This is a genomic window from Winogradskyella sp. A3E31, from assembly GCF_046720935.1.
In the GTDB taxonomy this organism is placed as follows: domain Bacteria; phylum Bacteroidota; class Bacteroidia; order Flavobacteriales; family Flavobacteriaceae; genus Winogradskyella.
This window is the reverse complement of the sequence record NZ_JBHNWH010000004.1, coordinates 102,807-128,584: the sequence shown is the minus strand read 5'-3', so window position 1 is coordinate 128,584 and position 25,778 is coordinate 102,807. Positions and strand designations below refer to the sequence as shown.

Annotated in this window: 24 protein-coding genes and 1 tRNA gene; 11 read left to right on the top strand and 14 right to left on the bottom strand. The window is 34.9% G+C overall.

The window, feature by feature from the left end:
• Complete coding sequence (locus ACFEMA_RS06580) at window positions 1-639, bottom strand: outer membrane beta-barrel protein (protein ID WP_411767273.1); 639 nt, start codon at window positions 637-639, stop codon at window positions 1-3.
• Window positions 640-665: 26 nt separating this feature from the next.
• Between ACFEMA_RS06580 and ACFEMA_RS06575 the strand changes: the two genes are divergently transcribed.
• Genes ACFEMA_RS06575 through ACFEMA_RS06560 form a run of 4 tightly spaced genes read left to right on the top strand, consistent with a single transcriptional unit; the run spans window position 666 to window position 4,437 of the window.
• Window positions 666-1,637 (top strand): lysylphosphatidylglycerol synthase domain-containing protein, encoded by a 972-nt coding sequence (locus ACFEMA_RS06575; protein ID WP_411767272.1) that lies wholly within the window; start codon window positions 666-668, stop codon window positions 1,635-1,637.
• Complete coding sequence (locus ACFEMA_RS06570; protein ID WP_411767271.1) at window positions 1,634-2,773, top strand: glycosyltransferase; 1,140 nt, start codon at window positions 1,634-1,636, stop codon at window positions 2,771-2,773. Before ACFEMA_RS06575 ends, ACFEMA_RS06570 begins: the two co-directional genes overlap by 4 nt.
• Window positions 2,770-3,699, top strand: coding sequence for a hypothetical protein (locus ACFEMA_RS06565; protein WP_411767270.1), 930 nt, complete (start codon window positions 2,770-2,772; stop codon window positions 3,697-3,699). The genes ACFEMA_RS06570 and ACFEMA_RS06565 overlap by 4 nt, the downstream gene beginning before the upstream one ends.
• Window positions 3,700-4,437, top strand: coding sequence for a Bax inhibitor-1/YccA family membrane protein (locus tag ACFEMA_RS06560; protein WP_411767269.1), 738 nt, complete (start codon window positions 3,700-3,702; stop codon window positions 4,435-4,437).
• A 7-nt stretch (window positions 4,438-4,444) separates the two neighbouring features.
• Here the strand turns inward: ACFEMA_RS06560 and ACFEMA_RS06555 are convergent, their stop codons facing one another.
• The 4 genes from ACFEMA_RS06555 to ACFEMA_RS06540 are packed head-to-tail and all read right to left on the bottom strand — an operon-like array spanning window position 4,445 to window position 8,725.
• Entirely contained in the window at window positions 4,445-4,921 is a 477-nt protein-coding gene (locus ACFEMA_RS06555; RefSeq protein ID WP_411767268.1) for a hypothetical protein, read from the bottom strand.
• 34 nt (window positions 4,922-4,955) lie between these two features.
• Window positions 4,956-6,092 carry a tetratricopeptide repeat protein gene (locus tag ACFEMA_RS06550; RefSeq protein ID WP_411767267.1) on the bottom strand — a complete coding sequence of 379 codons (1,137 nt, stop codon included), beginning with the start codon at window positions 6,090-6,092 and terminating at the stop codon, window positions 4,956-4,958.
• Between the two features lie 3 nt (window positions 6,093-6,095).
• On the bottom strand, window positions 6,096-8,363 hold the full coding sequence (locus tag ACFEMA_RS06545; protein WP_411767266.1) for a M56 family metallopeptidase: 2,268 nt from the start codon (window positions 8,361-8,363) through the stop codon (window positions 6,096-6,098).
• A gap of 2 nt (window positions 8,364-8,365) precedes the next feature.
• Window positions 8,366-8,725: a BlaI/MecI/CopY family transcriptional regulator gene (locus ACFEMA_RS06540; RefSeq protein ID WP_411767265.1), complete on the bottom strand. Its 360-nt coding sequence runs from the start codon at window positions 8,723-8,725 to the stop codon at window positions 8,366-8,368.
• A gap of 297 nt (window positions 8,726-9,022) precedes the next feature.
• On the opposite strand from ACFEMA_RS06540, the gene ACFEMA_RS06535 reads away from it, so the two are divergent.
• On the top strand, window positions 9,023-9,520 hold the full coding sequence (locus ACFEMA_RS06535) for a DUF456 domain-containing protein (RefSeq protein WP_411767264.1): 498 nt from the start codon (window positions 9,023-9,025) through the stop codon (window positions 9,518-9,520).
• 473 nt (window positions 9,521-9,993) lie between these two features.
• Here the strand turns inward: ACFEMA_RS06535 and ACFEMA_RS06530 are convergent, their stop codons facing one another.
• The 3 genes from ACFEMA_RS06530 to ACFEMA_RS06520 all read right to left on the bottom strand — a co-directional run bounded on the left by ACFEMA_RS06530 (window position 9,994) and on the right by ACFEMA_RS06520 (window position 12,966).
• The gene (locus tag ACFEMA_RS06530) at window positions 9,994-10,662 is read right to left on the bottom strand and encodes a response regulator (protein WP_411767263.1); all 669 of its coding nucleotides are present in this window, start codon (window positions 10,660-10,662) and stop codon (window positions 9,994-9,996) included.
• Window positions 10,663-10,667: 5 nt separating this feature from the next.
• Window positions 10,668-12,686 (bottom strand): tetratricopeptide repeat protein, encoded by a 2,019-nt coding sequence (locus ACFEMA_RS06525; RefSeq protein WP_411767262.1) that lies wholly within the window; start codon window positions 12,684-12,686, stop codon window positions 10,668-10,670.
• A 109-nt stretch (window positions 12,687-12,795) separates the two neighbouring features.
• On the bottom strand, window positions 12,796-12,966 hold the full coding sequence (locus ACFEMA_RS06520) for a hypothetical protein (RefSeq protein ID WP_411767261.1): 171 nt from the start codon (window positions 12,964-12,966) through the stop codon (window positions 12,796-12,798).
• Window positions 12,967-13,467: 501 nt separating this feature from the next.
• On the opposite strand from ACFEMA_RS06520, the gene ACFEMA_RS06515 reads away from it, so the two are divergent.
• Window positions 13,468-14,190 (top strand): hypothetical protein, encoded by a 723-nt coding sequence (locus ACFEMA_RS06515; protein ID WP_411767260.1) that lies wholly within the window; start codon window positions 13,468-13,470, stop codon window positions 14,188-14,190.
• A 278-nt stretch (window positions 14,191-14,468) separates the two neighbouring features.
• Window positions 14,469-14,702, top strand: coding sequence for a DUF2892 domain-containing protein (locus ACFEMA_RS06510; protein ID WP_411767259.1), 234 nt, complete (start codon window positions 14,469-14,471; stop codon window positions 14,700-14,702).
• 207 nt (window positions 14,703-14,909) lie between these two features.
• Here the strand turns inward: ACFEMA_RS06510 and ACFEMA_RS06505 are convergent.
• From ACFEMA_RS06505 to ACFEMA_RS06480, 6 genes are all read right to left on the bottom strand, one after another.
• A tRNA-Asp gene (locus tag ACFEMA_RS06505) sits at window positions 14,910-14,983 on the bottom strand.
• A gap of 73 nt (window positions 14,984-15,056) precedes the next feature.
• Window positions 15,057-15,986 carry a DUF58 domain-containing protein gene (locus tag ACFEMA_RS06500; protein WP_411767258.1) on the bottom strand — a complete coding sequence of 310 codons (930 nt, stop codon included), beginning with the start codon at window positions 15,984-15,986 and terminating at the stop codon, window positions 15,057-15,059.
• A 258-nt stretch (window positions 15,987-16,244) separates the two neighbouring features.
• Complete coding sequence (gene trxA / locus ACFEMA_RS06495) at window positions 16,245-16,562, bottom strand: thioredoxin (protein WP_411767257.1); 318 nt, start codon at window positions 16,560-16,562, stop codon at window positions 16,245-16,247.
• Between the two features lie 128 nt (window positions 16,563-16,690).
• Complete coding sequence (gene dnaE / locus ACFEMA_RS06490) at window positions 16,691-21,070, bottom strand: DNA polymerase III subunit alpha (protein ID WP_411767256.1); 4,380 nt, start codon at window positions 21,068-21,070, stop codon at window positions 16,691-16,693.
• Between the two features lie 134 nt (window positions 21,071-21,204).
• Entirely contained in the window at window positions 21,205-21,660 is a 456-nt protein-coding gene (locus ACFEMA_RS06485; protein WP_411767255.1) for a ferritin-like domain-containing protein, read from the bottom strand.
• Between the two features lie 223 nt (window positions 21,661-21,883).
• On the bottom strand, window positions 21,884-22,381 hold the full coding sequence (locus tag ACFEMA_RS06480) for a DUF6252 family protein (protein ID WP_411767254.1): 498 nt from the start codon (window positions 22,379-22,381) through the stop codon (window positions 21,884-21,886).
• Window positions 22,382-22,588: 207 nt separating this feature from the next.
• On the opposite strand from ACFEMA_RS06480, the gene ACFEMA_RS06475 reads away from it, so the two are divergent.
• The 4 genes from ACFEMA_RS06475 to ACFEMA_RS06460 all read left to right on the top strand — a co-directional run bounded on the left by ACFEMA_RS06475 (window position 22,589) and on the right by ACFEMA_RS06460 (window position 25,736).
• The gene (locus ACFEMA_RS06475) at window positions 22,589-23,113 is read left to right on the top strand and encodes a 30S ribosomal protein S16 (RefSeq protein WP_411767253.1); all 525 of its coding nucleotides are present in this window, start codon (window positions 22,589-22,591) and stop codon (window positions 23,111-23,113) included.
• A gap of 104 nt (window positions 23,114-23,217) precedes the next feature.
• Window positions 23,218-23,748 carry a ribosome maturation factor RimM gene (gene rimM / locus ACFEMA_RS06470; RefSeq protein ID WP_411767252.1) on the top strand — a complete coding sequence of 177 codons (531 nt, stop codon included), beginning with the start codon at window positions 23,218-23,220 and terminating at the stop codon, window positions 23,746-23,748.
• Between the two features lie 86 nt (window positions 23,749-23,834).
• A complete protein-coding gene (locus ACFEMA_RS06465; RefSeq protein WP_411767251.1) occupies window positions 23,835-24,548 on the top strand; it encodes a tRNA1(Val) (adenine(37)-N6)-methyltransferase in 714 nt (237 codons plus the stop codon).
• 99 nt (window positions 24,549-24,647) lie between these two features.
• Window positions 24,648-25,736, top strand: coding sequence for an aromatic ring-hydroxylating oxygenase subunit alpha (locus ACFEMA_RS06460; protein ID WP_411767250.1), 1,089 nt, complete (start codon window positions 24,648-24,650; stop codon window positions 25,734-25,736).
• Window positions 25,737-25,778: the final 42 nt, after the last annotated feature.

The window sequence follows — 25,778 nt, the reverse complement described above, 5'->3', positions numbered from 1 at the left end:
TTAATCGCAGTATTGACATCCACTCAAAGACAATGACACTCCGAGCGTAATATTTAAAATAGTTCCGTTAAAAGCGCCTAATCCAGATATTGAAGGATCATAATCATCTAAACTTGTAAAACCATAGATATAAGACACATCAGTATATAAAGACACTTTTTGATTAATGGCATAATGGATCTCCAAGCCAGCGTTCCAATTGAGATAAGATTGTTTGTTTTCATCCAAATTAGATAACGGCTTTACAAAACTAAAGCCAGGACCTGTATGACCAACTAATCGCATCTCTTGAGGCAAAAAGTAAAGCACAGGTGTTGGATCATAAACCAATTGTGCATTAATACGAGAGTAGTTTATTTTAAACTCTGGAGAATCGTCCTCATTAGAAAACCGATTAAAACCATAATCTAGCTTCGCTCCTAACTGTTTTGAAAACATACGTTGTACACCAAGGTTCACTGTGGGAAAGTTTAAAGATTTTGCCGTAGCAGCTTCTACGAATCCAGATTTTGAAGGACTATTTACACCTAAAGAAACCTGTGCTTTCCAAGTACTAGTATCTACACGTTGAGCATGAGCAAACGAAACAACACTTACTGCAATTACCAGACTTATGTATTTGAAGAAATTAGTCAACATCCGCAATATTTAATTTATTTTGCAGCATGCATTATGCGCTGCCATACAAAACTAAGCAATTCTTTATTGCAGTGATTAAATTCAGTATTGTAATTGGTTGTCTTTATTTTATTTATAAAAAATTAGTGTATAATGAAGATTTAGCTTTTTCTGATTTTTATCAAATTTTGACTAAAAATGACGTTTTTTCACCAAAAAACATCATTTTTTTACTGATTTTGACGATTTTAAACTGGTTTTTTGAAATTTTAAAATGGCAAGTTCTCGTAAAAACCATAACCTCTATTTCTTTTTTTAAGGCGTTTCAACAAAGCTTGGCCGGTGCTTCGGCATCTTTAATCACACCTAATAAAATTGGTGATTATGGAGCTAAAATCATATACTTTAAAAAACCGTTACAAAAAAAAGCAGCACTACTCAACCTTATTGGTCATATAACGCAGATGGGTGTGACAACTGTATTTGGCATTATAGGGCTATCTGTTTTTGTGGTAACATTTAAGGTTAGTTTTGATTTAAGTGTTGTATTAAAAGCCTTAATAATTCTTACAATTGTTGGAACATTAATAGCATTTGGGACACGACAAAAACACTTTGAAATTAGAGGGTTTAGTTTAAACAAAATTTGGAATTATATTAAAACCATTCCCAAATCAAATCTACTATTGAATGCTATATTTGCCATTATTCGTTATGGTATATTTTCCTTTCAATTTGGTTTTATTCTTTACCTTTTGGGAGTTGAAATAGAAGTCTTTCATTTTGTGATTGCTATTACGAGTATGTATTTTTTAGCTTCGATTATTCCTGCGCTATCCCTTTTTGATGTGGTCATAAAAAGTAGCGTTGCTATTTATATATTAAGTTTTTTAGGTGTCGATACTATTCTCATCTTAGCAACCACAACTTTAATGTGGGCACTCAATTTTGTGTTGCCAAGTTTACTTGGTAGTTATTTTATTTTGAATTTTAAACTACCTAAAGCCTCAACCCAATGACAGTCACTTTCATCATCATCATTCTTGTTTATTTGCTAGTTATCGGGCTTTTGGTTTATGGTTTTAATAAGGTGACTGATTTTCATCTAAGAGACATCCCTTCTAAAACAAAGTTTACGGTACTTATTCCTTTTAGAAATGAAGTTGATAATCTTCCGACACTTTTAGATTCACTTTCAAAGCTCAATTACCCAAGTTATTTATATGAAATCATTATGATTGATGATGCATCTTCTGATGGTTCAAAAGCATCGATAGAAAAACTATTAAGTCAAAGGGAATTTCAAAAACTATCAAAATTTATAACCGTTATAGACAATAACCGCTTTTCAAAATCTCCAAAAAAAGATGCCATAGTTACAGGAATTTCTATAGCAAAACACCCTTGGATATTAACCACTGATGCTGACTGCACCGTTCCTAAATATTGGTTAGAAAGTTTTGATGAGCATATTCAAACGCACAATCCAGATTGTTTAGTAGGCCCAGTAAAGTTTACTGGTTTGTCTTCTTTTTTTACACGATTTCAAATATTAGATACAATCAGCTTACAAGGAGCAACCATAGGTGGGTTTGGTCTTAAAATTCCCTTTTTATGTAATGGAGCAAACTTTGGTTATAGGATTTCTGCCTTTAATATGGTCAATGGCTTTGATGGCAATACCGACATTGCTAGTGGAGACGATATTTTTTTAATGGATAAGTTTTTAAAGCATAAGTCTCTAACCGTAAACTACCTCAAAACGGATAAAGCCATAGTGAGGACTAATGTGGCTTCTAATTTAAAAGAATTGATTTCCCAGCGTGTACGATGGGCTTCAAAAACGTCAAAATCAAAAAATCATATTTCAAAACTAATTGGGCTCATAATTGCCTTTACAAACATAATGCTAGTTGCTTTAGTTCCATTAGCTCTATATGAAAGCATTTCGCTAAAATCAGCAGGGTTTATTTTCCTATTAAAATTCAGTATTGATTTACTTCATATTTTTAAAGCGTCTCGCTTTTTTAACCAAGAACCTGCGTTGTTATCCTATCCTTTTGCCAGTCTATTCTATCCAATTTTTAGTAGTTATGTCTTTTTTATAAGCCTCTTTTCAAAATACCAGTGGAAAGGTCGGCGTTTTAAAAAATGATTGGTACGATTTTTTTTGGTAGCTTTACTTTAACCAATGCCCAAAATGTTATGAAAAAGGTTGTTATACTCTATGTCTTTTTGTTCTGTGCTTTTGCCAACTACGCCCAGGAAACCTACTCCATAAATAACGAAACCATAGAATTAAAGCGCATCTCAAACGGTACATTAGATTTTTATGTGACTACAGACACCTCCCCAAAGCGCTTTTTTGTAAAAAAGAATGACGGAGAATTCATTGAATTAAAAGACATAAAAAAAGCCAATTCTAACGACATGCAATACATTTCCGTATTGAAAGATTTGACAAGTGATACCGACGTGTCAACAGAGCGTGTAAAATTTACAAGAGCAAGTCTAAAAAATTTCATTGGCTTTTACAACTATAAAAAAGCCATTGAAACAGAGGATGGTAATAGAGATTACCCTGTCAATTTTCGGTTTGGTTTTTCTGGAGGGCTGACCAATAATCCGTTTCAGGAGAATCCTGAAAATACTTTAAATCCACTTATCGGCTTAGAATTGGAGTTGTATGGCGACTCTGAGATGCCAAGACATTCGGGCTTTTTGCAAGGCCGACACAGTTTCTCATCCGATAAATTTGACTATGCCGCAACGGAGTTCTCAATAGGCTATCGCTTTAGAATTATAAATCAACCAGGGTTTAATATTTATGTGCAAAACAAGTTTGCAACACTTAACTTTAAAAACTACCAACGACCAGAAATGCGAGGAGAAGAGATTGTTCTCGTTGATATTTCTGAAACCGAATTTAATATTCCAATGATTTTTGGGCTTGGCACAGATATCAAAGTCTGTGAAAAAAGCTATATCACATTAATTTTTGGTGAATTGTTTGCTTTACTACAAGAAAACAAAGACAACTTCCCTACTGACATTTCTATCGGTTACAAATTCAATCTGTAAATGGGGATTAGGAATTTAAAGACATCTAATCCTGTTTTTAATGACTACTTCTGGGACAATGATCCTCATGTAAAAAAGACAATGAGTGTATCTGGCATAATGCTGAAATCTCTCATAAGCATTTTAGTCATTGCAGCCATTACAGCATACATCTGGAAACTAAGTTCGGAAGGTCATTCCGTTAAATGGTTCTCACTTGGTGGTATGCTTGGAGCTATTGTTATAAGCGTTGTTATTTCTGTCCGTAATCAATGGGCCGCAGTTTTAGTACCACTTTATGTTATTGCTAAAGGGTTTTTCCTTGGTGGGTTTTCAGCTTTTGCCCATAATAACTATCCCGAATTGCCTTACCAAGCCATTGGAGTCACAATTGTCACCTTTTTTACCATGCTTCTGCTTTACCAATTTCGGATTATTGTAGTGACCAAAAAATTACGAAGCATCATCATAACTGTTTGTGCCTCCATTTTTTTAGTGTATATCGTGTCTTGGATTTTAGGCTTTTTTGGAATTAAGACTTATATCTGGGGTACCTCTTGGTTTGCCATTGGCTTTAATATTTTCGCCGCAATAGCTGCTTCTTTCGCACTTTTATTAGATTTTGATTATATAGAACGTTATAAGGATAAAGCTCCAAAGCAAAAGGAATGGCTAGCTACATGGGGACTTCTGGCAACTTTGATTTGGTTATATGTTGAAACGTTGCGACTAATGCAAAAGTTGGCTATTCGGTTTTAGAACTAAATCATTTTATGGAAACTACTATTGGCAGTGTAAACTCTGTATCAACCTGCTGACCTCTTTTAATGGCTGGGTAAATTTTGGGAAGTGACACCAAACTTTCTGTCAGCAAACTATCTATTTCTGGGATTTCAGTTTGTGTTTCTGGCTTTGATTGTATGGAAATAACAGACAATTGACCCGATTTGTCAATAGATAATTTCATTGTAATGGTGTCTTCGATGTCTTCAGACACGACTAAGTTTTGTTGTGACAAATACCCATTAACATGATTAATTAACGTTGATTGAAAGCACTCCCGACGCGCTTCTTTTTCTGAAACTGAATCACAACTCGAAAAACTCGGGTAAGCATCAACCTCCGTCCAATTAATGGTTTGCAGTTCTTCTTCTAATAAATCTTCGGAATTGACTTTTTGTTTTTCAAAATAATTGCAAGACACCAATAAGATAGAGCAGCACAAAAAAATTAATCGTTTCATTACTATTATTCTGAAACCGAAAAGTACAATAATTTTAGTCGTCCTTCAAAAACTTTTCGTCCCTTAATTGCGCTAGGCGTTGTACCGCCATAACTTTAAATGGCGTGTCGTTTTGATGCTTTTTAAGAAAATCCTCATACAGCTTTATTTTAGAATCGATATCCGCATAATATTCGTCCTTGGTTCTTATGATATAAAATTCAGAAAACATATCTGAAGGGTTCTCCTTCAGTGCTTTTTGAAAAGCCTTTATCGCTGCTTCATAATTCTTTTGGCGATTATAAATAGTACCTAACAACCGATACTCATGATGCAACTGCACATCTTTTTTATCGAGATAATTCGAAATGTATAATTCAGCATTTTCAAAATCATTCAATTTTTCATAATAACTACCGATTACATACATAGATGTAAGATCATTAGGATTAAATTCTAATAGCTTTTTTCGATGCTCTATTGCCTTTTCAAACTCGGAATATTCGGCATAACAGATACTCAATTTTTCGTGTATAAATTCTGAAGATTCCCCCAACTCCAATAACTCTTCAAACCATGTAATGGCTTTACGGTAATAATTCTGATAGTAGTAATTTTGGGCTTTTAAGTTAACGAGTTCTACATTATTGGCATACGATTCAAGTCCCTTATCGATATAGCGATGCGAAACATCATGATGCCGTTTTATAAGATGGTGTTTTGCCAATTTAAAAATGGCTTTTTGGTGTGTGTCGTCTAAATTATACGCTGAATAAAAACGATTGTAAGATGTAGAGTCGTTCATCTTTTCAAGAACTACTCCCATTTCGTAATGGTAATTAGGGTTTTTATAATCGAGATAAATGAGGTCATTAAACAGTTTTGAAGCTAATTGATACTTCTTTTGATTGGTCAAAAATTTGGCATATTCAAACTTCAACAATGCATTTTCAGGGCTAACCTCAGCTGCTTTTTCATAATTAGTGAGTGCAGCATCAAAATTCCCCAATGCAATATAGGATCTGGCAATTTTGACATAACCACCCTCTTGATTATCCAGTGATTTATAAGCCTCAATGGCTTTTGAATAATTGCCATGGCTGTAGAGACTGTCTGCTACGCTCAATGCCGAAGACTGGGCTTCGGCATTTAAACAAAGAGATATAATGATGATAAATAGGGATTTCTGCATAGATTAGTTTTTGTCTTTTGTTGATGTATTCACTTGAAATAAAATTGGCAATGAAAAGGATGTCGTCACAGTTTTTCCTTTATGTTCACCTGGTATCATTTTAGGAAGAGACATTACAACGCGTTTAGATTCTTCCTCTAAGTCTGGGTGTGCTGCTCTTGCATCTGCATTTTTTATCATTCCATCTTTATCAATTTGAAAAATTACTGAGATTCTTTGTCGACCTGTTAGACCCAATGATGATGCTAAACCGGTATTAAAATTTTTATTTACAAATTTTGCTACGGTGTTAGATGTACAGGTCTTTCTTTCCTTTTCACTTAAATTTATGCAGGATTCAAAGGTTGGTGCTTTATCTATATGTGCAAAAGGAACAACAGAAGGGTCTGGATTTCTACTATCCCACTGTTCTTTTCTAAGTCCATCAAATTCTTCTTTTGATATTCCTTTACTTGACGGGGATGTATCTTGTACTTGAAATAAAATCGGCAAAGAATAAGGGACCGTAGCAACTTTTCCTTTTTGAGTACCAGGAACCAATTGCGGCAATAAACTAATAACACGTTTCGCCTCATCTTCTATATCTGGATGTGGAGCACGTGCTCCTATAGAGTGGATATTACCATCCTTACCCACTTTAAAAAATACCGAAATACGTTGACGTCCACTTAAACCTAGTTCTTTTGCTAAGTCTGTATTAAAGTTTTTATTAACGAATTTAGAAATTCCGCTAGATAGACAATCTCTGCGTTCTTTAGCAGATTCTGATGTTTCACACTCCTTAAAGGTTGGTGGGTTTTCAATGACTGAAAATGGCACTTCGATGCTTTCGGAAACCTCTTCTAAAACAACATCATCATTCCCTGAATTGTTATTGTCTTTATTTTCATTAGCATCTGGTGTAAACTCAGCTCTAAACTTACCGTCAGTGACAATTAATGTGTGCCAATAATCATCCTCTTGAAGCAACTTTAGTTTTTTATCGAAACGTGCTTGCTCTTCTTTTGCTTTATTTGAAAAGTCTTCAACAAACAAACGCTGTACGCCATCTCTCGCATTACCTTCCCAACGTTGTTTGGCTTCATCGGTTTCTAGCCATTCTAAATACTCGTCATAATTTTTAAGCATTTTTATTAGCTCATTATTTTCTTCATTGTCTTTGGATTGAGAAAAAACATAGGTCACATATGCATTACTCTTCGCATGATCATCTTTTGAAATTTTATAAGCATATCCACTTGGTCTATAATCTTCACTAAAGTCGATATGTCTTTCGCCATTCTCTACCCTTTTCTTGATTTCATCTAAATACTTCTTTACTAATTCTTCATAAGTTAATTCCTGGTCAACTACAAGGGTCTCAGAAATCTCTTCAACCTCTTTTTCTTGAGCTCTTACATCTAAAGACGTATAAATCAACATCCCAAATACAAATGGAATAAGAAGCACATATTTTAAAAGATTTTTTTGGTTTGACTTTGATTTCTGTAACATGGCAATGCGTTTTTTAATTAAACTCGATGTAAAAAAGGTGTTGGTAAATGATAAATTCTGCGTTTCGAATACTTGATTGAGTAAACTTTGGTAATACTCTTGCTTGCCATTTTGTTTAACAGCTATGGCATCGGCAATATATTCGTGAAGGGTTTTTATACGGGCTTGGTACATATATACCAATGGGTTAAACCACATGGCTATTCGTAACACTTCAAAAAACAACAGATCGAGTGTGTGTTTCTGTTCTACATGTACCAACTCGTGTTTTAACACCGTTGGCTGCTCAGAATGTGCTATACGCTCACCAATAAAAATGGTATTGAAAAATGAAAACGCAGCAGAACTATTAAGAAGATTGACTAAAAGCACATGACCTTTCCATCGTTTTGGGTTGTTTGATTTTAACCAATACAACTTCCCTAATTTGAAAAGAAACATTAAGGTTGCCAATACAACGCCCGAGTAGAATATAATTTCCCAGATTGACAGTGATACATCTTGAGTGGCAACACCTGACTGTAATACCAAGTCAGTAGTATTTTGAATTGGTGTTACCTCGCCAATAATCACTTCGGGCAACCGAATGACAAAGTTCTCTGGCACCATGGCTTTAAATGTTTCAAACTTTAAAAATGGCAGTACAAATGAGAGTAACGCTGTACCTATGAGGTAAATTCTATTCCAGTTAAAAAAGGTCTCCTTCCTTAAAAACAGATCGTAAATTAAAAGGAAGACCAACTGAAACGCTATGATTTGAAGTATATAATATAACATGACTATTCCTTTTTATTGATTTCCTTTAATACCGATTCGATGTCACTTAAATCGATATCATTCTTCTTTACAAAAAAAGAAACCATACTTTTAAATGACCCTTGAAAGTAGTTGTCAACCAATTTATTTATAGATTGATTACTATACACTTCCTTAGCTACAATAGGATAATAAAGGTGTCCTTTACCTTGTTTTTCATAATCCACAAAACCTTTAGATTCTAGAATCCTTACAATAGTCGATACTGTATTATAAGCCGGCTTAGGTTTTGGCAATAGCGCGATGATATCCTTTACAGTAGCAGATTGCAATTGCCATAAGGCTTGCATGATTTCCTCTTCGGCTTTGGTTAATTGTTTCATGATATTATATATTTTATTGATATATCTTTTGATAGTAAATAGGCTGTCAAAAAAGTCTATACTCTTGTCAGTTTGAGCGCAGTCGAAAACACTAATAGTTTTACTTTCAAATTATCTCGACTGCGCTCGATATGACATTTAACTTTCAACCAGTCTTTTTTTTATAGACGTATTTAAATGAATAAATCACTTTTACAATGCTAATATAACTAAAAATTTAGTTTAAACTAAATTTTTAGTTTAAAATGTAACAAAGTCCTTTAATAAGCGTCATATCCTTGAATGTAATTAATCTCTATGGATATTGTTTTAGTGGCTTTGTCACTCTTTTTAATGGTATTGGGTATTCTTGGTAGTTTTCTCCCTGTATTACCAGGGCCGTTGACCAGTTGGTTTGGATTTTTGGTCCTTTATTTTTCTAACGGTATTGACATATCGTTACCTTTTTTAATCATCACACTTTTTATAGCTTTATTGATTTGGCTGCTAGATTATATCATTCCCGCTATAGGTACTAAACGCTTTGGAGGTAGCCGATCTGGAATGATTGGCACTACTCTTGGGCTTATTGTCGGCATCTTGTCCCCTATTCCGTTCGGAATTATTATAGGGCCCTTTGTCGGTGCAATTATTGGAGAACTACTACATCAAAATGATATGCAACGCGCAACTAAAGCAGCATTTGGATCTTTTATGGGCTTTATAACCTCAACATTCTTAAAGTTTATTGTTGCGGTAATTTACTTTGGTTTTTTTATCGTAAAGGTTTTTGACCATTCTGGACCTTGGTGGTAAATAAAAAACCTAGCGGAATCACATCGGTCGTTCTTCCACTAGGTTAGTTTTCTTGCTATTAATTCAACAATTACTTAATAGGGATTAATTAATTCTTGTTGACTTGCGTAAATATAGACAAGTGGATTTTCTTTTTGCTGTGGGAAAACCGCAAACTTACTGTGGAAAAACCGTACAATTGAGAATCCATAGGGCTTAGACCCAATTTAAAATGTAAGATTATTTCGCTTTAAATAAAAGAATTTCTTAAAACTATCCTCGAGACAGAGCCATAGAGGTATTTCGTTCGTTTCATTTTGACCTTGGGGTCAAAAATCGAAATTCTATTATTTAGATTCCCGTTTTGCGCCACCGCTTTCAGCCTTCGTAGCTAACTACTTCGGCGAAGTAGGCAAAGCTTTAGCGCACGCGGTCACGGGAATGACAATTTCAACGGAAACCCCAACGCAGTGCGTCGAGGAATTCTTTTTGATTTAAAGAAAACCTTTTTCGCGTGCTTCATGGAGCAAGGATTCATCTTTTCCATCATCAACAGAGAACAATAACTTCAATTGCTTTTTACGTTTTTCAATAGCACTTATGGAAATTGGAATGTATTCCGATAGACTTTTGGTTCTAATACCTTGAGAGAGCAGGTGCAAAATTTTTCTGTTGATATCATCCACATAGATTTCACTCGTAATGGTTTTCTTTACGTAATTATTGACCGTACTACTATAATATGGTGGAGATTTTAAAATCTGCTGAAAAGCATCCGCCAGTTCCATTGACGTCAAATCACTTTTAATCAAAAACCCATCAGGGTTGATTTCCTTAATAATGTTATGAATTCTAAATGTTTCATTAAACATCGTTAGAATAATAATCTTAGCCTCGGGCAACACTTTCTTAGCTAAAAGAGCCAAATCCTCACCAGACATATATTTTCCATCTTGTGAGCCCGGAAGGCTAATATCGAAAAAACATACATCGTATGGAGTGCCGTCAGCTGCACGATTAATCATTATTTCTGCTGTATCACAGTTGTTGGCCGTATCGATTAACAAGGTTTGATCATCATCCTTTGTGGCCATTAATACATTTTGATACCCTTCTAAAATAATGGGATGATCATCAACCATTAATATATTAAGGTGTTTCATGTTTATTAATTATAGGGAAGTTTAACATGTACTGTTGTGCCTTTATTAGGTTCTGATAAAAATTCGATGCTGCCTTCAATTTCTTTAATCCGCGATTGCATATTTTTGAGACCTATGCCCTTACGGCCACGGTCTGCATCAAACCCTTTACCGTCATCAATAATTTTTACCCAAATTACATCATTTTTAAGTGAAATACTAATATCCATCTGCTTTGCTTCGGCATGTTTATAGATATTCTGCATAGATTCTTGAATGATACGGTATAAATTTATTTTAACCTTATTTGATACAATATCCCAATTAATATCATCGGTATAATGGAACGAATGTTTTAAACCATAGGCATTAGATTGGGTCTCAATCAATTCTGAAACAATGTCCATAAACCCAGAGCCAGACACAAAATCCGTGTTTAATTCATGTGAAATTTTACGGATATCCTCTTCAATTGTCTTTAGTTGACCGATATATTCTGCTCTACTTTTTATCGCCTCTTTACCTTCTGTAAAATTGAGGCTGTCTAAACTTAATCGGGTGCCAAACAATCGCCCCAACACGCCATCGTGCAATTCTTTAGACACTCTTATTTTTTCCTGTGCTCTAGCCTCCTCAACTTTATCTTGCTGATTAAGCATGAGGTTGTAGATTTCCTCGTTTGCTTTTTGTTGTTCTTGAACCATTTTCAACTCTTTATTCTTAGCACGCTGTGTAATAATGACATAGATAAGTATTGCCGTTAACAATAATCCAACGGATAAGATTAAAAGGTATAGTCGCTCTTTTGCAATCTGTTCATTTTCGGCTTCGAGTTGGTCAGAATCAAACTCAACACGGGCAAATTTGTTTCTGACTTTTCTCTCTTCTATTAATAGACTATCAGATAATCTTATATGTTCATTTAGATAGTCCTTCCCCTTTTCACCGCTATTTATTTCAGATAAAATCAACAAAGCTTCTTGCCGTACTTCATTTGCAGATAATCTACTTGCAATTTCTAAAGCTTTATCAGCATACTTACTAATAGAATCTTTTTGATTTACTTCTTTGTAAAGCTTTGAGAGATCAATGGCTATATTCATTACAAGAATATCATTCTCTAGCTTTTGTCCAATCGCATATGCTTCATTAAATTTACCTTGTATACTATTAAAATCATAATTTCCAGATTCTAATTGAGTATCCGCGATATTATCTATAATTATGGGGTAAAAGGTTGGGTCTTTTTCCTCGTATTGAGCTCTTAAATCTAAAAGGTCATTATACAACTCTAGAGCCTTATCAAAATTCCCAATTTGCCGGTATACATAAGCCTTGTTATTTATAGAGTAAACTTCATTAAGTAATCCATCATCAATACGTTTTGCAAATTCACTTGACTTATCATAATACTCAAGTGATTTTGAATAATTACCTAATTCTCTGGACACAATTCCCAATATGTTATAAGCATTCCATAATTTATCTAATCGATTTTGAGTTTCTGGCAATCGATTTAATATTAAAATGGATTTTACTGCTGCTTCCTCTGCCCCAGTATAAATTTTTTCGAGTTGTTGAATTTCCGCTAAATAAAGTAAAGCTGTTGCTTTTCCCTCTGATATCTCATTCGCTTTATAGTACTTTAGTGCTTTGGAATAATAGTAATAAGAACTATCTACTTTTTCAAGATATCTATATAAAGACCCAAGGTTAGAGGCAGCTACGGTTATTGCCCCTGAATCTTTTAATTTTTCTGCTAATCTAAAATTGGATCTGTTAATGCTAACATATTTGTCGTACTGTTCAGTATAAAAATACATTAGTGATAAATTTCGCTGACTCTTTAAAAAAATTGAATCACTTTTTAAAGACTTAGCAAGCTCAGAAGATTTTAAAGCAAAGTTTAATCGAGACTCTAGTGTGAGGTTTTCATCCTTGGATAGCTCAATTAATTTATTAACAGAATCCAATGATTTTTTCTGTGCATTGAGTGTAACACCATGCATTAAAAACAATAGGGTTAAAAAAATAATTCTAAACAATCTGATTTTTTTATCCTCAAAAATAGATTAAAAAAACAAATTATCTACAAATAACACAAAAAGCCCTCATGAGTTAATGAGAGCCTTAAATTTATATACTGAAAAGAGATTATCCGTTAGTCTCTAATTTTAATTTCTTTTTATCAATCGCTAACAAATCTATGTTACTGTATTCTTTGTAGTTAGGATTTTCTTCCTTAGCAACTGAATCAGATTGTACACCTGAAACTGTCAATAACAACACTGCTACTAATAATAGGGTAATTTTTAAAGCTTTCATAAGTATAAATTTTAAGGTTTAAATAGTTCTAATTTGGTAACGCACTATGCATTACAACGAGGGAAAGAATGGATAATTAACTATTTATAGGTTACACCTAAAACTGTACTAAAAAGCGAGGGACGCTAGTTGGCATCTTAAAATGCCTAAAGTAAAATGGATTAAAATCTTCTTAATAAGTGATTTGAGGGCTTATTGAAGAACTCCAAATGTATGTGATTAAAATCGAGTAAACAAATTTTTACCGTTTAAATGTATTATTTATCCGATTAAAAACGTTTGTGTAAGAGGAATAATATGAAAATATGGCGGAAAACTAGGGCTTTTTAGCTTAATTTAGTTATAAAATTGTATTAATCAGTGGCTTTGATTTTTTTTAGAACAATTTAATAGGTAGTTTTTTTTAATAGACTCCCAGAAGTATCTGCTTTTTTTTTGTATTTTACTAAATCTTTATCTTTTCTGCTTGCACTAGAACTAGACCTACTGAAATTTATAAATATGAAATCAGGTTTAGTTTATCCAAAAGCACATCTATGGCTTATTATACCGTTTATTCTAACTATAGCTGGGTTCTATATGTCTTATTGGAGTATTTTTACCGAAGCGCCTTGGCGTCAGCATATGCACGGGTTAACAGCTACTGTCTGGTATTTACTTCTTATCTTACAGCCTTGGTTAATCCACAATAAACCCCCTTTATATCATAAAAAATTTGGTGTTGTAGCCCTATTCATTGCTGGTGGTGTCGTGTTTTCTGCTTTTCAGGTAATGCCTCATCAAGTAGTAAACACCTTCCTCCCAGATATTTTAAAGTATGGGTTTTCTTTTGCTGATATTTGTGCTTTAACGGGGTTTAGTATTGCAGTTATTTTAGGCGTTTTAAATGCTCGTGATTATGATAAGCATCCTAGGTGGATGATTTCAACTGTATTTTGGGTTTTATTACCAGCTACAGCAAGACTACTTTATTTCCCACTATTAGCAGCATATGATGGTAATCCTCCTATTACATACATTCAGGCTGTATATATATGCTTTACAGCAGGACATATCCCGCTACTGTACTTAATGTATTTAGATTATAAAAAACAGAAAAAGATTTATACATCCTATGCATTCACCTTTATTGGTGTAGCATTTTACACTTTTGCTATTGCTCCAATGGGAAAATGGCAATGGTGGATAGATTTTTGCCACGCTGTTATTGGTAAAGGCATGTGACGCGTATTATGTTACAATGGTTATCCCTCGAAGAAAAGCACATCAATTTGAAAATTACAAATTAACCTAAAACAAAAAAACATCCCGATTTTTTTAAGTAGGACCCCTAACTTCCTTAAATAATAAGTCTTGTGTAGATTATTTAGATAAAATAAGGCTTCCCATTTTATACCTCGTACAACTATTTTAATGTATTAGCTTAGATATTATATATAGGACTCATTTAGCGTATATTATAAATTATTATCTTTATATGTAACTATTTTAATTCGTATATCATGGAATCAAATCGCACACACAAAAAAATTAGAATGCATGATGGCATTGTTGGAACACTCTATCTCATTAGTGTAGTACTTGGGTTTATGGTTAATATTCAATGGCTATATTTAGCTGGAGCAGTTGCATTTCTTCAAATTGTAAGTCCATTAACTAAGTTCTGCCCTGTCTATTTTATTCTAAACAAATTTATGCCAGATACAGAGCCTATTCAAGATGGTAAAAGATCTTAAATTGTTTATGCGTTTAATGAGTAGCGGTTTTTTTTAAAAAGGTGCTAGTTCTTTTTTGCTTTTAAATCAAATTATGTTCTAAAACAAAAAAGCATCCCGATTTTTACTACGTAAAAAAAGGAAAGCTTCTCATTGGATTGCCTATTTTACTAGGCTTTCACTACATCCCGAAGTTTTATTCGGGACAACACAACTTCTTTAAAGAAGCGGTCTGGACGGGACTCGAACCCGCGACCTTCGCCGTGACAGGGCGACATTCTAACCAACTGAACTACCAGACCGTTGCTTAATTGCGAGGGCAAATATACATTGCATTTTTAATATGGCAAATAAAAAAATGAAAAAATAAAACGTCTAAATAAATTTTTGACGCTCAATCATGTAGGTCGTTAAAATCTTATCAAACCCAGCGTTAATGTCAGCTTCTACGTATTTAATTCGGTATTGACCACATTTAAGGCGTAGGTTGTCGAAATACGATTTAACTGCAAATTCGTAATTGTCCTTAATATTTTCTGGATACAAATCAATACTAGATCCTGTTTCTACATCGACAAAACGCTTGGGTCGATTGTCAAAATCAAAAGTCAATTCTTTTTCCTTATCAAAAACATGAAATAATACCACTTCATGCTTATTGTGCTTTAAGTGACGTAGCGCTTCAAATAGTTTTTCATCATCCTCGGATGTTTGAAACATGTCCGTAAACAAAAAGATGAGCGAACGTCTATGGATTTTCTCTGCAATTTGGTGTAAATAGGTATAGGTTTCTGTTGTTTTTCCTTTTGGTTTAGAAACTACGGTTTCACTTAAGGTGTTCAACAATAAATGATGATGGCGATCACTTCCCTTTTCTGGCGCATAAAAATCGTAATTATCACTGTAAACACTTAGGCCAATAGCATCTCTTTGTTTTTTTAGAATATGCATCACAGATGCAGACGCCAATGCAGAAAAGGCAATCTTATTCAAATGTCCAATTGAAAAAGCTTTCATATCCGGATAATGCATGGAACTGCTATTATCGACTATAAGGTGACAACGGAGATTGGTTTCCTCATCATAGCGCTTGGTATATAAGCGATCTGTCTTGGCATAGAGTTTCCAATCGATGTGCTTTGTGCTTTCACCTTGGTTATAGATTTTGTGCTCAGCAAATTCTGCAGAAAACCCATGAAATGGACTTTTGTGCATCCCAGAGATAAATCCCTCAACCACCTGCTGTGCTAGCAATTCTAGGTTTTTAAATCCACCCGCTTTATTAAGTTCTTGTTGTAAATTCATAAAGGCCCATCCTAACCTTCCCATCCGTGTGCCGCTGAAGCTTTAGCGGAGGCGCAAGGGAAGGAATACATTCACGTAAAAAAAATTGCTTTTAACCTCATCTGTCAAACTGAGCGTAGCCGAAATGCTACGTTACGAAAAGGTAAGATTTCTCGACTACGCTCGAAATGACAGAAATCCTTAATTAAAATAATAGATGAAACTAAAAAAGGTTTACCATAGTGGCAAACCTTTTATCATATCTTTTAGATAATTCTTTTACAATAAAGCGTCTATAGCTTCTGCATATGCGTTCTTTGGCGCAACACCAACCTGACGGCCTACAACTTCACCATTCTGAAACACCAACACTGTCGGTATGTTTCTAACTCCGTATTTTGCTGCAAATTCTTGGTTAGCATCAACATCTACCTTACCAACAACGGCCTTACCATCATACTCTTTGCTTATTTCATCAATGATTGGTCCAACCATTCTACAAGGTCCACACCAAGCTGCCCAAAAGTCAACCATCACTGGTTTATCACTCTTTAATACTGTTTCTTCAAACGTTGCATCTGTTATTTCTAATGCCATAATATTTAGTTTTAATATATTCTTAATTGTTATTGTACAAAATTAGTCAAAAATCACTCCAAACCTTACAATGGCAGTATTTGATTTGGCTATCTATGCATTAGCTTAAATTATAATCACATAAACGACTAGTTCAGCTTATATTTAACATCAATCTCTTCTAGCTCGGCCAACAATTCTTGCGAAATTTTCACTTTCTGCTTTCGGCTCGGCATATTCAGTTTTATTTTATCGGCATGGTCGTACACCAAAAAGCTCAATGCATTATTACCACTATGTAATTTAAACATATCTTGTAGTCCTGAAATTGTATCTTTTTCTAAATCTTCAATATTCAACTGAATGGACAATTTTTTAGCATAGGTGTCCATAACATCGTGTAATAGTTGAAAATTATTAAACTGTATTCTCGGGTCACCTCGTTGACCAGTATCCCTGTTAATCCATCCTTCACGGATAAATGCACGAACATAAACAAATGAATTTTGAACCAAGAAATGCCTGAATTTTAAATATTCCTCTCCGAAAATTCTAAATTCAAAACTATCTGTATAATCTTCAATAGTAAACGTTGCCCAACCTTTACCTTGTTTGCTAACACGATGTTGTATATCGGTCACTACGCCGCCAAAAGTAATTTCACGGTTCACAATCTTTTCCAAATGATTAAAAGCCGATAACGTGCCATTACAGAAGGTCTTCATCTCTACCTTAAAGTCATCTAATGGGTGACCTGAAATATAGATTCCGACCACTTCTTTTTCCCGAGCCAATTTTTCCATTGTTCCCCACTCTTCGCATGGAGGCACTTGCGGCTCTGCAATTTGTACGTCACTGGCTTCACCGAACAAGCTGACTTGGGCAGAGTTTTCATTTTCTTGATGCTTGGCGCCATACTTCATGGCTTTTTCTAAGAATGTAATGCCGTCACCATCATCTGCGAAATACTGAGCGCGATGCGTGTCTTCAAAACAGTCAAATCCACCAGCGTTGGCCAGACCTTCAAATGATTTCTTGTTTGCAGCTCTAAGGTCCACGCGTTTTGCCAAGTCGAAAATCGATTTATAATTGCCATCTTCCTTACGATTACTCACTATGGTTTTAACCGCTCCATGACCAACACCTTTAATAGCACCCATCCCAAAACGCACGGCATTATCCTTATTTACTGAAAATTTATAGTAACTTTCATTAACGCTTGGTCCTAATACCGGCAAACGCATGCGCTTACATTCTTCCATAAAGAAGGTTACCGATTTAATGTCGTTCATGTTGTTGGACAGTACAGCCGCCATATATTCGGCAGGATAATGCGCTTTGAGATAGGCGGTTTGGTAGGCAATCCATGCATAACAGGTAGAATGCGATTTATTAAATGCGTAACTAGCGAAAGCCTCCCAATCCTTCCAGATTTTTTCGAGTTTTTCAGGATCCATACCTTTTGCCGCTGCCTGCTCAATGAATTTTGGTTTCATTTTATCCAAAACAGCTTTTTGCTTTTTACCCATGGCCTTTCGCAGTACATCGGCTTCACCTTTTGTGAAATCAGCCAATTTTTGGGACAACAACATCACCTGCTCTTGATAAACTGTAATCCCATAGGTTTCTTTGAGATATTCCTCCATTTCAGGGAGATCATAATTAATCTCTTCCTCACCGTGTTTACGGCGGATAAAACTCGGAATGTATTCCATCGGCCCAGGACGATAAAGCGCATTCATGGCAATAAGGTCATCAAAAACCGTAGGCTTTAAATGCTTCATGTGTTTCTGCATGCCAGGGGATTCATACTGAAATATCCCTACCGTTTCCCCACGTTGAAACAACTCATAGGTTTTTTCATCATCAAGCGGAAAACTATCTGGATCTAGATCAATATTGTGCTTTGCTTTTACAATTTTGACCGTATCCTTTATAAGTGTCAAGGTTTTTAAACCCAAGAAATCCATCTTCAACAAGCCAGCACTTTCAACAACAGAGTTATCAAATTGTGTGACATATAAATCGGAATCCTTTGCCACCGAAACTGGCACATAATTGGTAATATCCCCAGGTGTGATAATGACACCACAAGCATGAATACCCGTATTCCTCACTGAGCCTTCCAAGACTCTTGCTTGGTTTACTGTTTCTGCTTCAAGATCTGAACCTTCTGAAATATTAAGTAATTGGTTGACTTTTTCTAAATCTTCTGCCCTAAACTTTTTAGCTAAATCTTTCTCTGACAAGCCAAAAATCTTTCCGAGTTTAGACATCGTCGGAATCAACTTAGAAATACGATCTGCATCTCCTAAAGGTAAATCCAAGACCCTTGCAGTATCTCTAATTGAAGATTTCGCTGCCATTGTACCATAAGTGATAATTTGAGCGACTTGATTGGCTCCATACTTTTCAATAACATAATCCATAACACGACCACGACCTTCATCATCAAAGTCAATATCGATATCTGGCATACTCACACGATCTGGATTTAGGAACCGCTCAAAAAGTAAATCGTACTTAATCGGGTCTATATTTGTAATCCATAGACAATAGGCCACTACCGAACCTGCCGCCGAACCCCGTCCTGGCCCTACGGAAACATCCATGTTTCGTGCTTCGCGAATAAAGTCTTCAACTATTAAGAAATAACCAGGATAACCCGTGTTTTCAATAACGCTTAATTCAAAATCTAATCGTTGTTTTATGTCGGGAGTGATTTCCCCATAGCGCTTTTCTGCACCTTTGTAGGTTAAATGTTTTAGATAGGCATTTTCACCTCGCTTGCCCCCGTCCTGTTTATCTTCTTCATGCTTAAATTCATCTGGAATATCAAAAGCGGGCAAGAGCACGTCTCTAGCCAATTCAAAAGGTTCAACTTTATCAACAACCTCTTGAATATTGATAATTGCTTCAGGAATATCCCTAAACAAAGCTTTCATCTCTTCCGAAGACTTAAAGTAGTATTCTTGATTTGGCAAGCCATAACGATAACCACGACCACGACCTATTGGAGTCGCTTGTTTTTCTCCGTCCTTAACACATAATAAAATATCGTGCGCGTTGGCATTTTCTTGCTCAACATAATAGGTGTTATTTGTTGCTACTAATTTTACATCGTGCTTTTTGGCCAAAGGAATCAATACCTGGTTGACCCTATTCTCATCCTCTTGATTGTGGCGCATTAGCTCCATATACAAGTCGTCTCCAAAAGTGGCTTTCCACCATAATAAAGCCTCTTCCGCCTGGTTTTCACCTATATTCAAAACCTTACTAGGCACTTCTCCATAAAGGTTTCCTGTAAGACAAATTAAATCCTCTTTGTAGGTTTCAATAAGTTGTTTGTCGATTCGCGGCACATAATAAAAACCATCTGTAAAAGCTGCTGAGGACAATTTTGCTAAATTATGATAGCCCTTCTTGTTTTTTGCTAGTAATACAATTTGATAACCGTTGTCTTTACGGGTTTTGTCTTTATGATCCTCACAGACAAAAAACTCACAGCCTATGATTGGCTTCATTATACTTCCCTTCTGTTCTTCACCTTTCTCTATTGCTTCAGCATGTTGAGCCTTAACACCTTTATTATGGTTAGAGACTGCTTGCACAAAATGAAACGCTCCCATCATATTACCATGATCCGTAAGTGCAACGGCAGGCATGTTCTCTTTTGCTGCGGCATTCACTAAGTCGTTTATGCTAATAGTGGATTGCAAAATTGAAAACTGGGAATGGTTATGAAGATGGACAAAATCAACTTCAGCAAGCTGAGCTACTTCAGCTTTAGACACTGTTGTTGTATCGTCTAATTCCTTTTGAAGACGTTTATTTATTTTAGCACTTTCCTTTTTAAGGTTGACATGCTTTAAACCTATAAACTGAATTACTTCTGGGTTTTCCTCACCAAACTTTTGAAAATAATCTGGCTGAACATTTAACTGTTCTTTGGTGTATTCTCCTCTTCGGATGAGTTCTAAAAAACAACGTGTCGTAGCCTCAACATCGGCTGTAGCATTATGGGCTTCTGCAAAAGGTTGGTTAAACAAATATTGATGCAATTCTGTTAAGGTTGGTAATTTAAACTTACCGTAGCGTCCTCCCGGAATTTTACATAATTCTGCTGTATGTTCTGTACAGGTGTCTAAAACTGGCAGTTCTTGAAGTGGGTTTGCAACATCCTCTCGCACAAATTCAGCACCCATAATATTGAGGTCGAACTTTACATTTTGACCAACTACAAATTTTGTTTTGGATAATGCTATATTGAATTTCTCTAGTACTTCGGATAATGACGCACCTTGCTCCTGAGCTAACTCAGTTGAAATACCGTGAATTTTTTCAGCATCATAAGGAATATTGAAACCTTCGGGCTTAATAAGGTAATCCTGATGCTCAATACAGTTCCCCATAGCATCATGTAATTGCCAAGCAATTTGTATAGCCCTAGGCCAATTATCAGTATCTGTAATTGGCGCATCCCATCGTTTAGGTAGCCCTGTAGTTTCAGTATCAAAAATTAAGTACATAAAGGTGTTTCTTGACTTTAAAAAAGAACTTTAAATTTAAGAAAATACTACACTTTACAGGTTAAAAGTTATGAACAGTTGTAAACAAAAAAAGCCAGTCCAATGGACTGGCTTTTCTTAGTAACCAATTGGTATTATGAAGCTGCTAACTCTTCTTTTACCTTCACCATATTAATAGATGCTTGAATTGCATTTTTCTGCTTTTTCAACATTGTATCAATTGATGGTGGAAATACATTGTCTGAAGAGATAACATCATTGTAATCTTCTAAACTAGCTTCTTCACCTCTAAGTGCTTCTTCTAGTACAGCCTCTTCATTATTATTAGATAGGTTGGATTTTAAGGTCATCCAATTTCTGTGTAGAGTTCCTTTAAAACTTCCACTTTCTTTTGGTTCTTCCCCATATCTTTCAATTTCGGTTTTTATTTCATTGGCGAATTCTTTTCGCTCATTCGCTCTATTGGTGAAATAAATCTTCAAATTGTTATTATCTACGTTATCTATTGCTTTACGATACCCTTTTTCGGCATCATAATTTTTAGTCAATAATTCGTTTAGTTGGTTTGAAATTTTTTCTGAATACTTCATAATCTTACTAACATTTTAAATTTCAATAATTTCTTTATAGATGTGTATTGTTTCACATCTGCACTTATAGTATAACGAAAAGTATACGGTTACACAAATAAATTAACATATTTTGTAAGTTTTAGACTACAATTAACAAAACTTAACACATATACCTCAACATACTGTTATTATTGATAATAATGCAATGTACGAAAAACAAAAAAGGGAATTAACTGACTAATTAGTCTTCTATGGCAAGTAAACCACCAACCAAGGAGATTTTATAAAAAACACCGCTAATAAAATTAACAGATTGCAGTCCATCTTCCGAATAAGCTGTAAATCTAAAAGTGCCTTCTATACGCTTTGGATCTGCATTATCAATATCTTCTACTTCGATAATGCCTTCTGGTGGGTAAATTGTGATACTTGGATCTGGAAGATTAGTTGTAGAGTATACCGTTCCATCTGCGGCTTTAAAAATGGCTATAGATCCGCTTTCTGGGCCCAATTCATAAGTTCCTCTAGTGTCATCTGTGGTAATTAATTGCAACACTTCTCCACCTCTTCCACCTTCGACCAAGAATCCACCAAAGTCAATATCTGCTGCAAAATAATCCGCTTTCCATGTGCTACCTTCAAAATTTGCTTGCATTGCCGGATTATTAAATTCTACATTATCTGAGCAGCCTAAAAAAATAAGGGCCAACATTATTACAGAAAGTACAGATCTTTTCATTGCATTTTAACATTTAAAACTTAAACTAGTCCTTTAACGGAAAAGGAGACTCAAAAGTATGCTTTTTTTCAAACTATTTAAAGCCATTTAATATACTGAAAATTAAAAAAATATATTATCTTTGCGCCCGCCTGAATGACATATAGGCAATATGTCGGACTGGCTATTATTAATAACAGAGGTCGGGAACCTCACTAATTAATTACTATGCCTGTAAAAATCAGATTACAAAGACACGGTAAAAAGGGGAAACCTTATTACTGGATCGTAGCAGCAGATGCACGATCAAAAAGAGACGGTAAATACCTTGATAAAATAGGGTTTTACAATCCAAACACTAACCCTGCAACAATCGACTTAAATGTGGACGATGCAGTGCAATGGTTACAAAATGGTGCACAACCTACAGATACGGCGAAAGCCATTTTATCTTACAAAGGTGCATTATTAAAGCATCACTTAGCTGGAGGTGTTAGAAAAGGGGCACTTACTGAAGAGCAAGCACAAGCGAAGTTCGATGCTTGGTTAGAAGAAAAAGCTGCTAAAATTGAAGCTAAAACTGAAGGTTTATCAAAAGCTGAGGCTAAAGCTAAAGCAGATGCATTGGCCGCTGAAAAAGCAGTTAATGAAGCACGTATTGCTGCAGCAACCCCAGAAGTTGAAGAAGAGGAAGTTGCTGAAGAAACTGAAGCCACTGCAGAAGAAGCTAAAGCTACTAACGAAGAAGAGTAAAAAATTTATTTTTATACTTTTGAACCCAGGCAAATTGTCTGGGTTTTTTATTTATCAAAATTATAAGATCCTGAAACTAGTTCAGGATGACAAATAAATTTGTCATGAAAAAAGAAGATTGTTTTTATCTCGGTAAAATTGTAAAAAAATACAGCTTTAAAGGTGAGTTACTCGCAAAGCTCGATACTGACGAACCTGAACTTTACGATAATATCGACGCTGTTTTTATAGACTTAAGAGGGAATATGGTGCCTTTTTTTATAGAATCTTCACAGCTTCACAAGTCAGATTTACTTCGAATAAAATTTGAAGACGTCAACTCAGAACCCGATGCCGATGCGCTCATAAAATCTGAGTTGTATTTGCCGTTAGAGTTACTTCCAAAACTAGAAGGAGATAAATTTTATTTTCACGAAGTGATTGGTTTTACAATTAAAGACAAAAACTTTGGTGACATAGGTATTATAAAAGCTATAAATGATTCTACAGCACAAGCGTTATTTGAAATTGACAAGGACGGGACTGAAATTCTTATTCCCATGAACGATGAATTTATTACAAAAGTTGATAAAAAAAATAAGATTATTGAGGTTGAAACTCCCGAAGGCTTAATTGATCTATACTTAAATAATTAGTTGTCATTCCTGCGAAGGCAGGAATCCATTTTAAATGATTTTTTTAAATTAAAAGATTCCTGCCTTCGCAGGAATGACAATAACCTATGAATAAGCCCTTTAAGTTTAAACAATTTACAGTTAACCAAGACCTATGTACCATGAAAATTGGCACCGACTCTGTTTTGTTAGGCGCTTGGACATCCGTTAACCATCAACCAAATACCATTTTAGATATAGGTGCCGGAACAGGTGTCTTATCACTTATCTTAGCTCAAAGAAGTGATGCACAACTTATAGAAGCTATCGAAATTGATGATAATGCATTTGAACAATGTACAGAAAATTTTGAAAATTCTCCATGGAATGATCGTCTGTTCTGCTATCATGCATCTTTACTTGAATTTGTTGAAGAAGTAGATGATGCTTTCGATTTAATAATCTGTAATCCTCCATTCTATTCAGAAGACTATAAAACTAACAATGAAGCGAGAGATTTGGCACGTTTCAACGACGCTATGCCCTTTGAGCATTTAATTTACGCTGCAGCTAACTTACTCTCAGAAAATGGCATCTTTTCTGTTGTTCTTCCGTTTAAGGAAGAAAGTAGGCTTATAGATTTAGCTTCAAAAGTTGACTTGTACCCAAAACGAATTCTTCATGTAAAAGGAGATACCAATTCAGACATAAAGCGAAGTCTTATTGAGTTTCAATTCAAAAAATCAGAAACTCATATTGCTAAACTCACCATAGAAAATGGACGTCATAATTATACGCAGGACTATATTAATTTGACCAAAGCATTTTACTTAAAAATGTAATTAAGCAGGCAAGTCCTCCTTTTAGCCATTACGCTTTTAAAAAAATTATTATTAAATGAGTACATTAGGAGCAGTGATAAATGCAATTGAGCAACTCTTATGTCAAAAAAGTTTTATGTTGATCCAGATATAACTAAATCTGAAACTCTGCCGGCTTCATTTTACAAAGACCCTGATGTTTTTGAAGCTACAAAAGATTCCATTTTTTTAAAATCTTGGCAATGGATTGGAGATGAAGACTTGGTTAAACAACCGCAATCTGTATATCCTTTTGTCCTTTTGGATGGATTCTTAAATGAACCATTGATACTGACAAAAAATAAGGAAGAAGATATAAGCTGTTTGTTAAATGTGTGCACTCATAGAGGAAACCTTGTAGTGTCGCATCCAGGAAAACCTAAACAACTGATTTGTTCTTATCACGGGAGAAAGTTTAAACTAAATGGGAAGTTTGAGTTTATGCCTGAATTTGAGGAAACCAAAAAATTTCCCAGACCGTGTGATGATTTACATAGATTTCCACTAAAAGAATGGGGGCCTTTTTTATTTGTTGGATTAAGTCCAGCTTTTGATTTTCAAATAGTTATTGATAAGATGAATGAAAGAGTTGGCTTTTTACCTCTAAAGGACTTTCATTATAACGCCTCAATGTCTCAAGATTATTTAGTACATGCGAATTGGGCGTTGTACTGTGATAACTATTTAGAAGGATTTCACGTCCCATTTGTCCATCCAGAATTAAATTCAGTCTTGGATTACGGTAGTTACAAAACCGAAGTTTATGACTACTGCAACTTACAAATTGGGTATACCGATGAAGCCACAGAAGTGTTCGATTTGCCAAAAGATCATATTGATTATGGTAAAAATGTTGGGGCATATTATTACTGGGTCTTTCCTAATATGATGTTTAATTTCTATCCATGGGGCTTATCCGTAAATATTGTTAAACCTATTGGTATTAATAGAACCAAAGTCTCCTTTTTATCCTATGTGTTAGATCCAGCAAAACTAAACCAAGGAGCAAGCCAAGATATAGACAAAGTGCAACGAGAAGATGAACTTGTCGTAGAAAATGTACAAAAAGGAGTGACATCTTCCTTTTACAAGGCTGGCCGATTTTCACCCACAAGAGAACAAGGGGTTCATCATTTCCATACACTATTATCTAAATTTTTAAACGCATAAATTTTACTCCGAAGGCTCAATAGTTTCTTTTGCTTTCTTTAA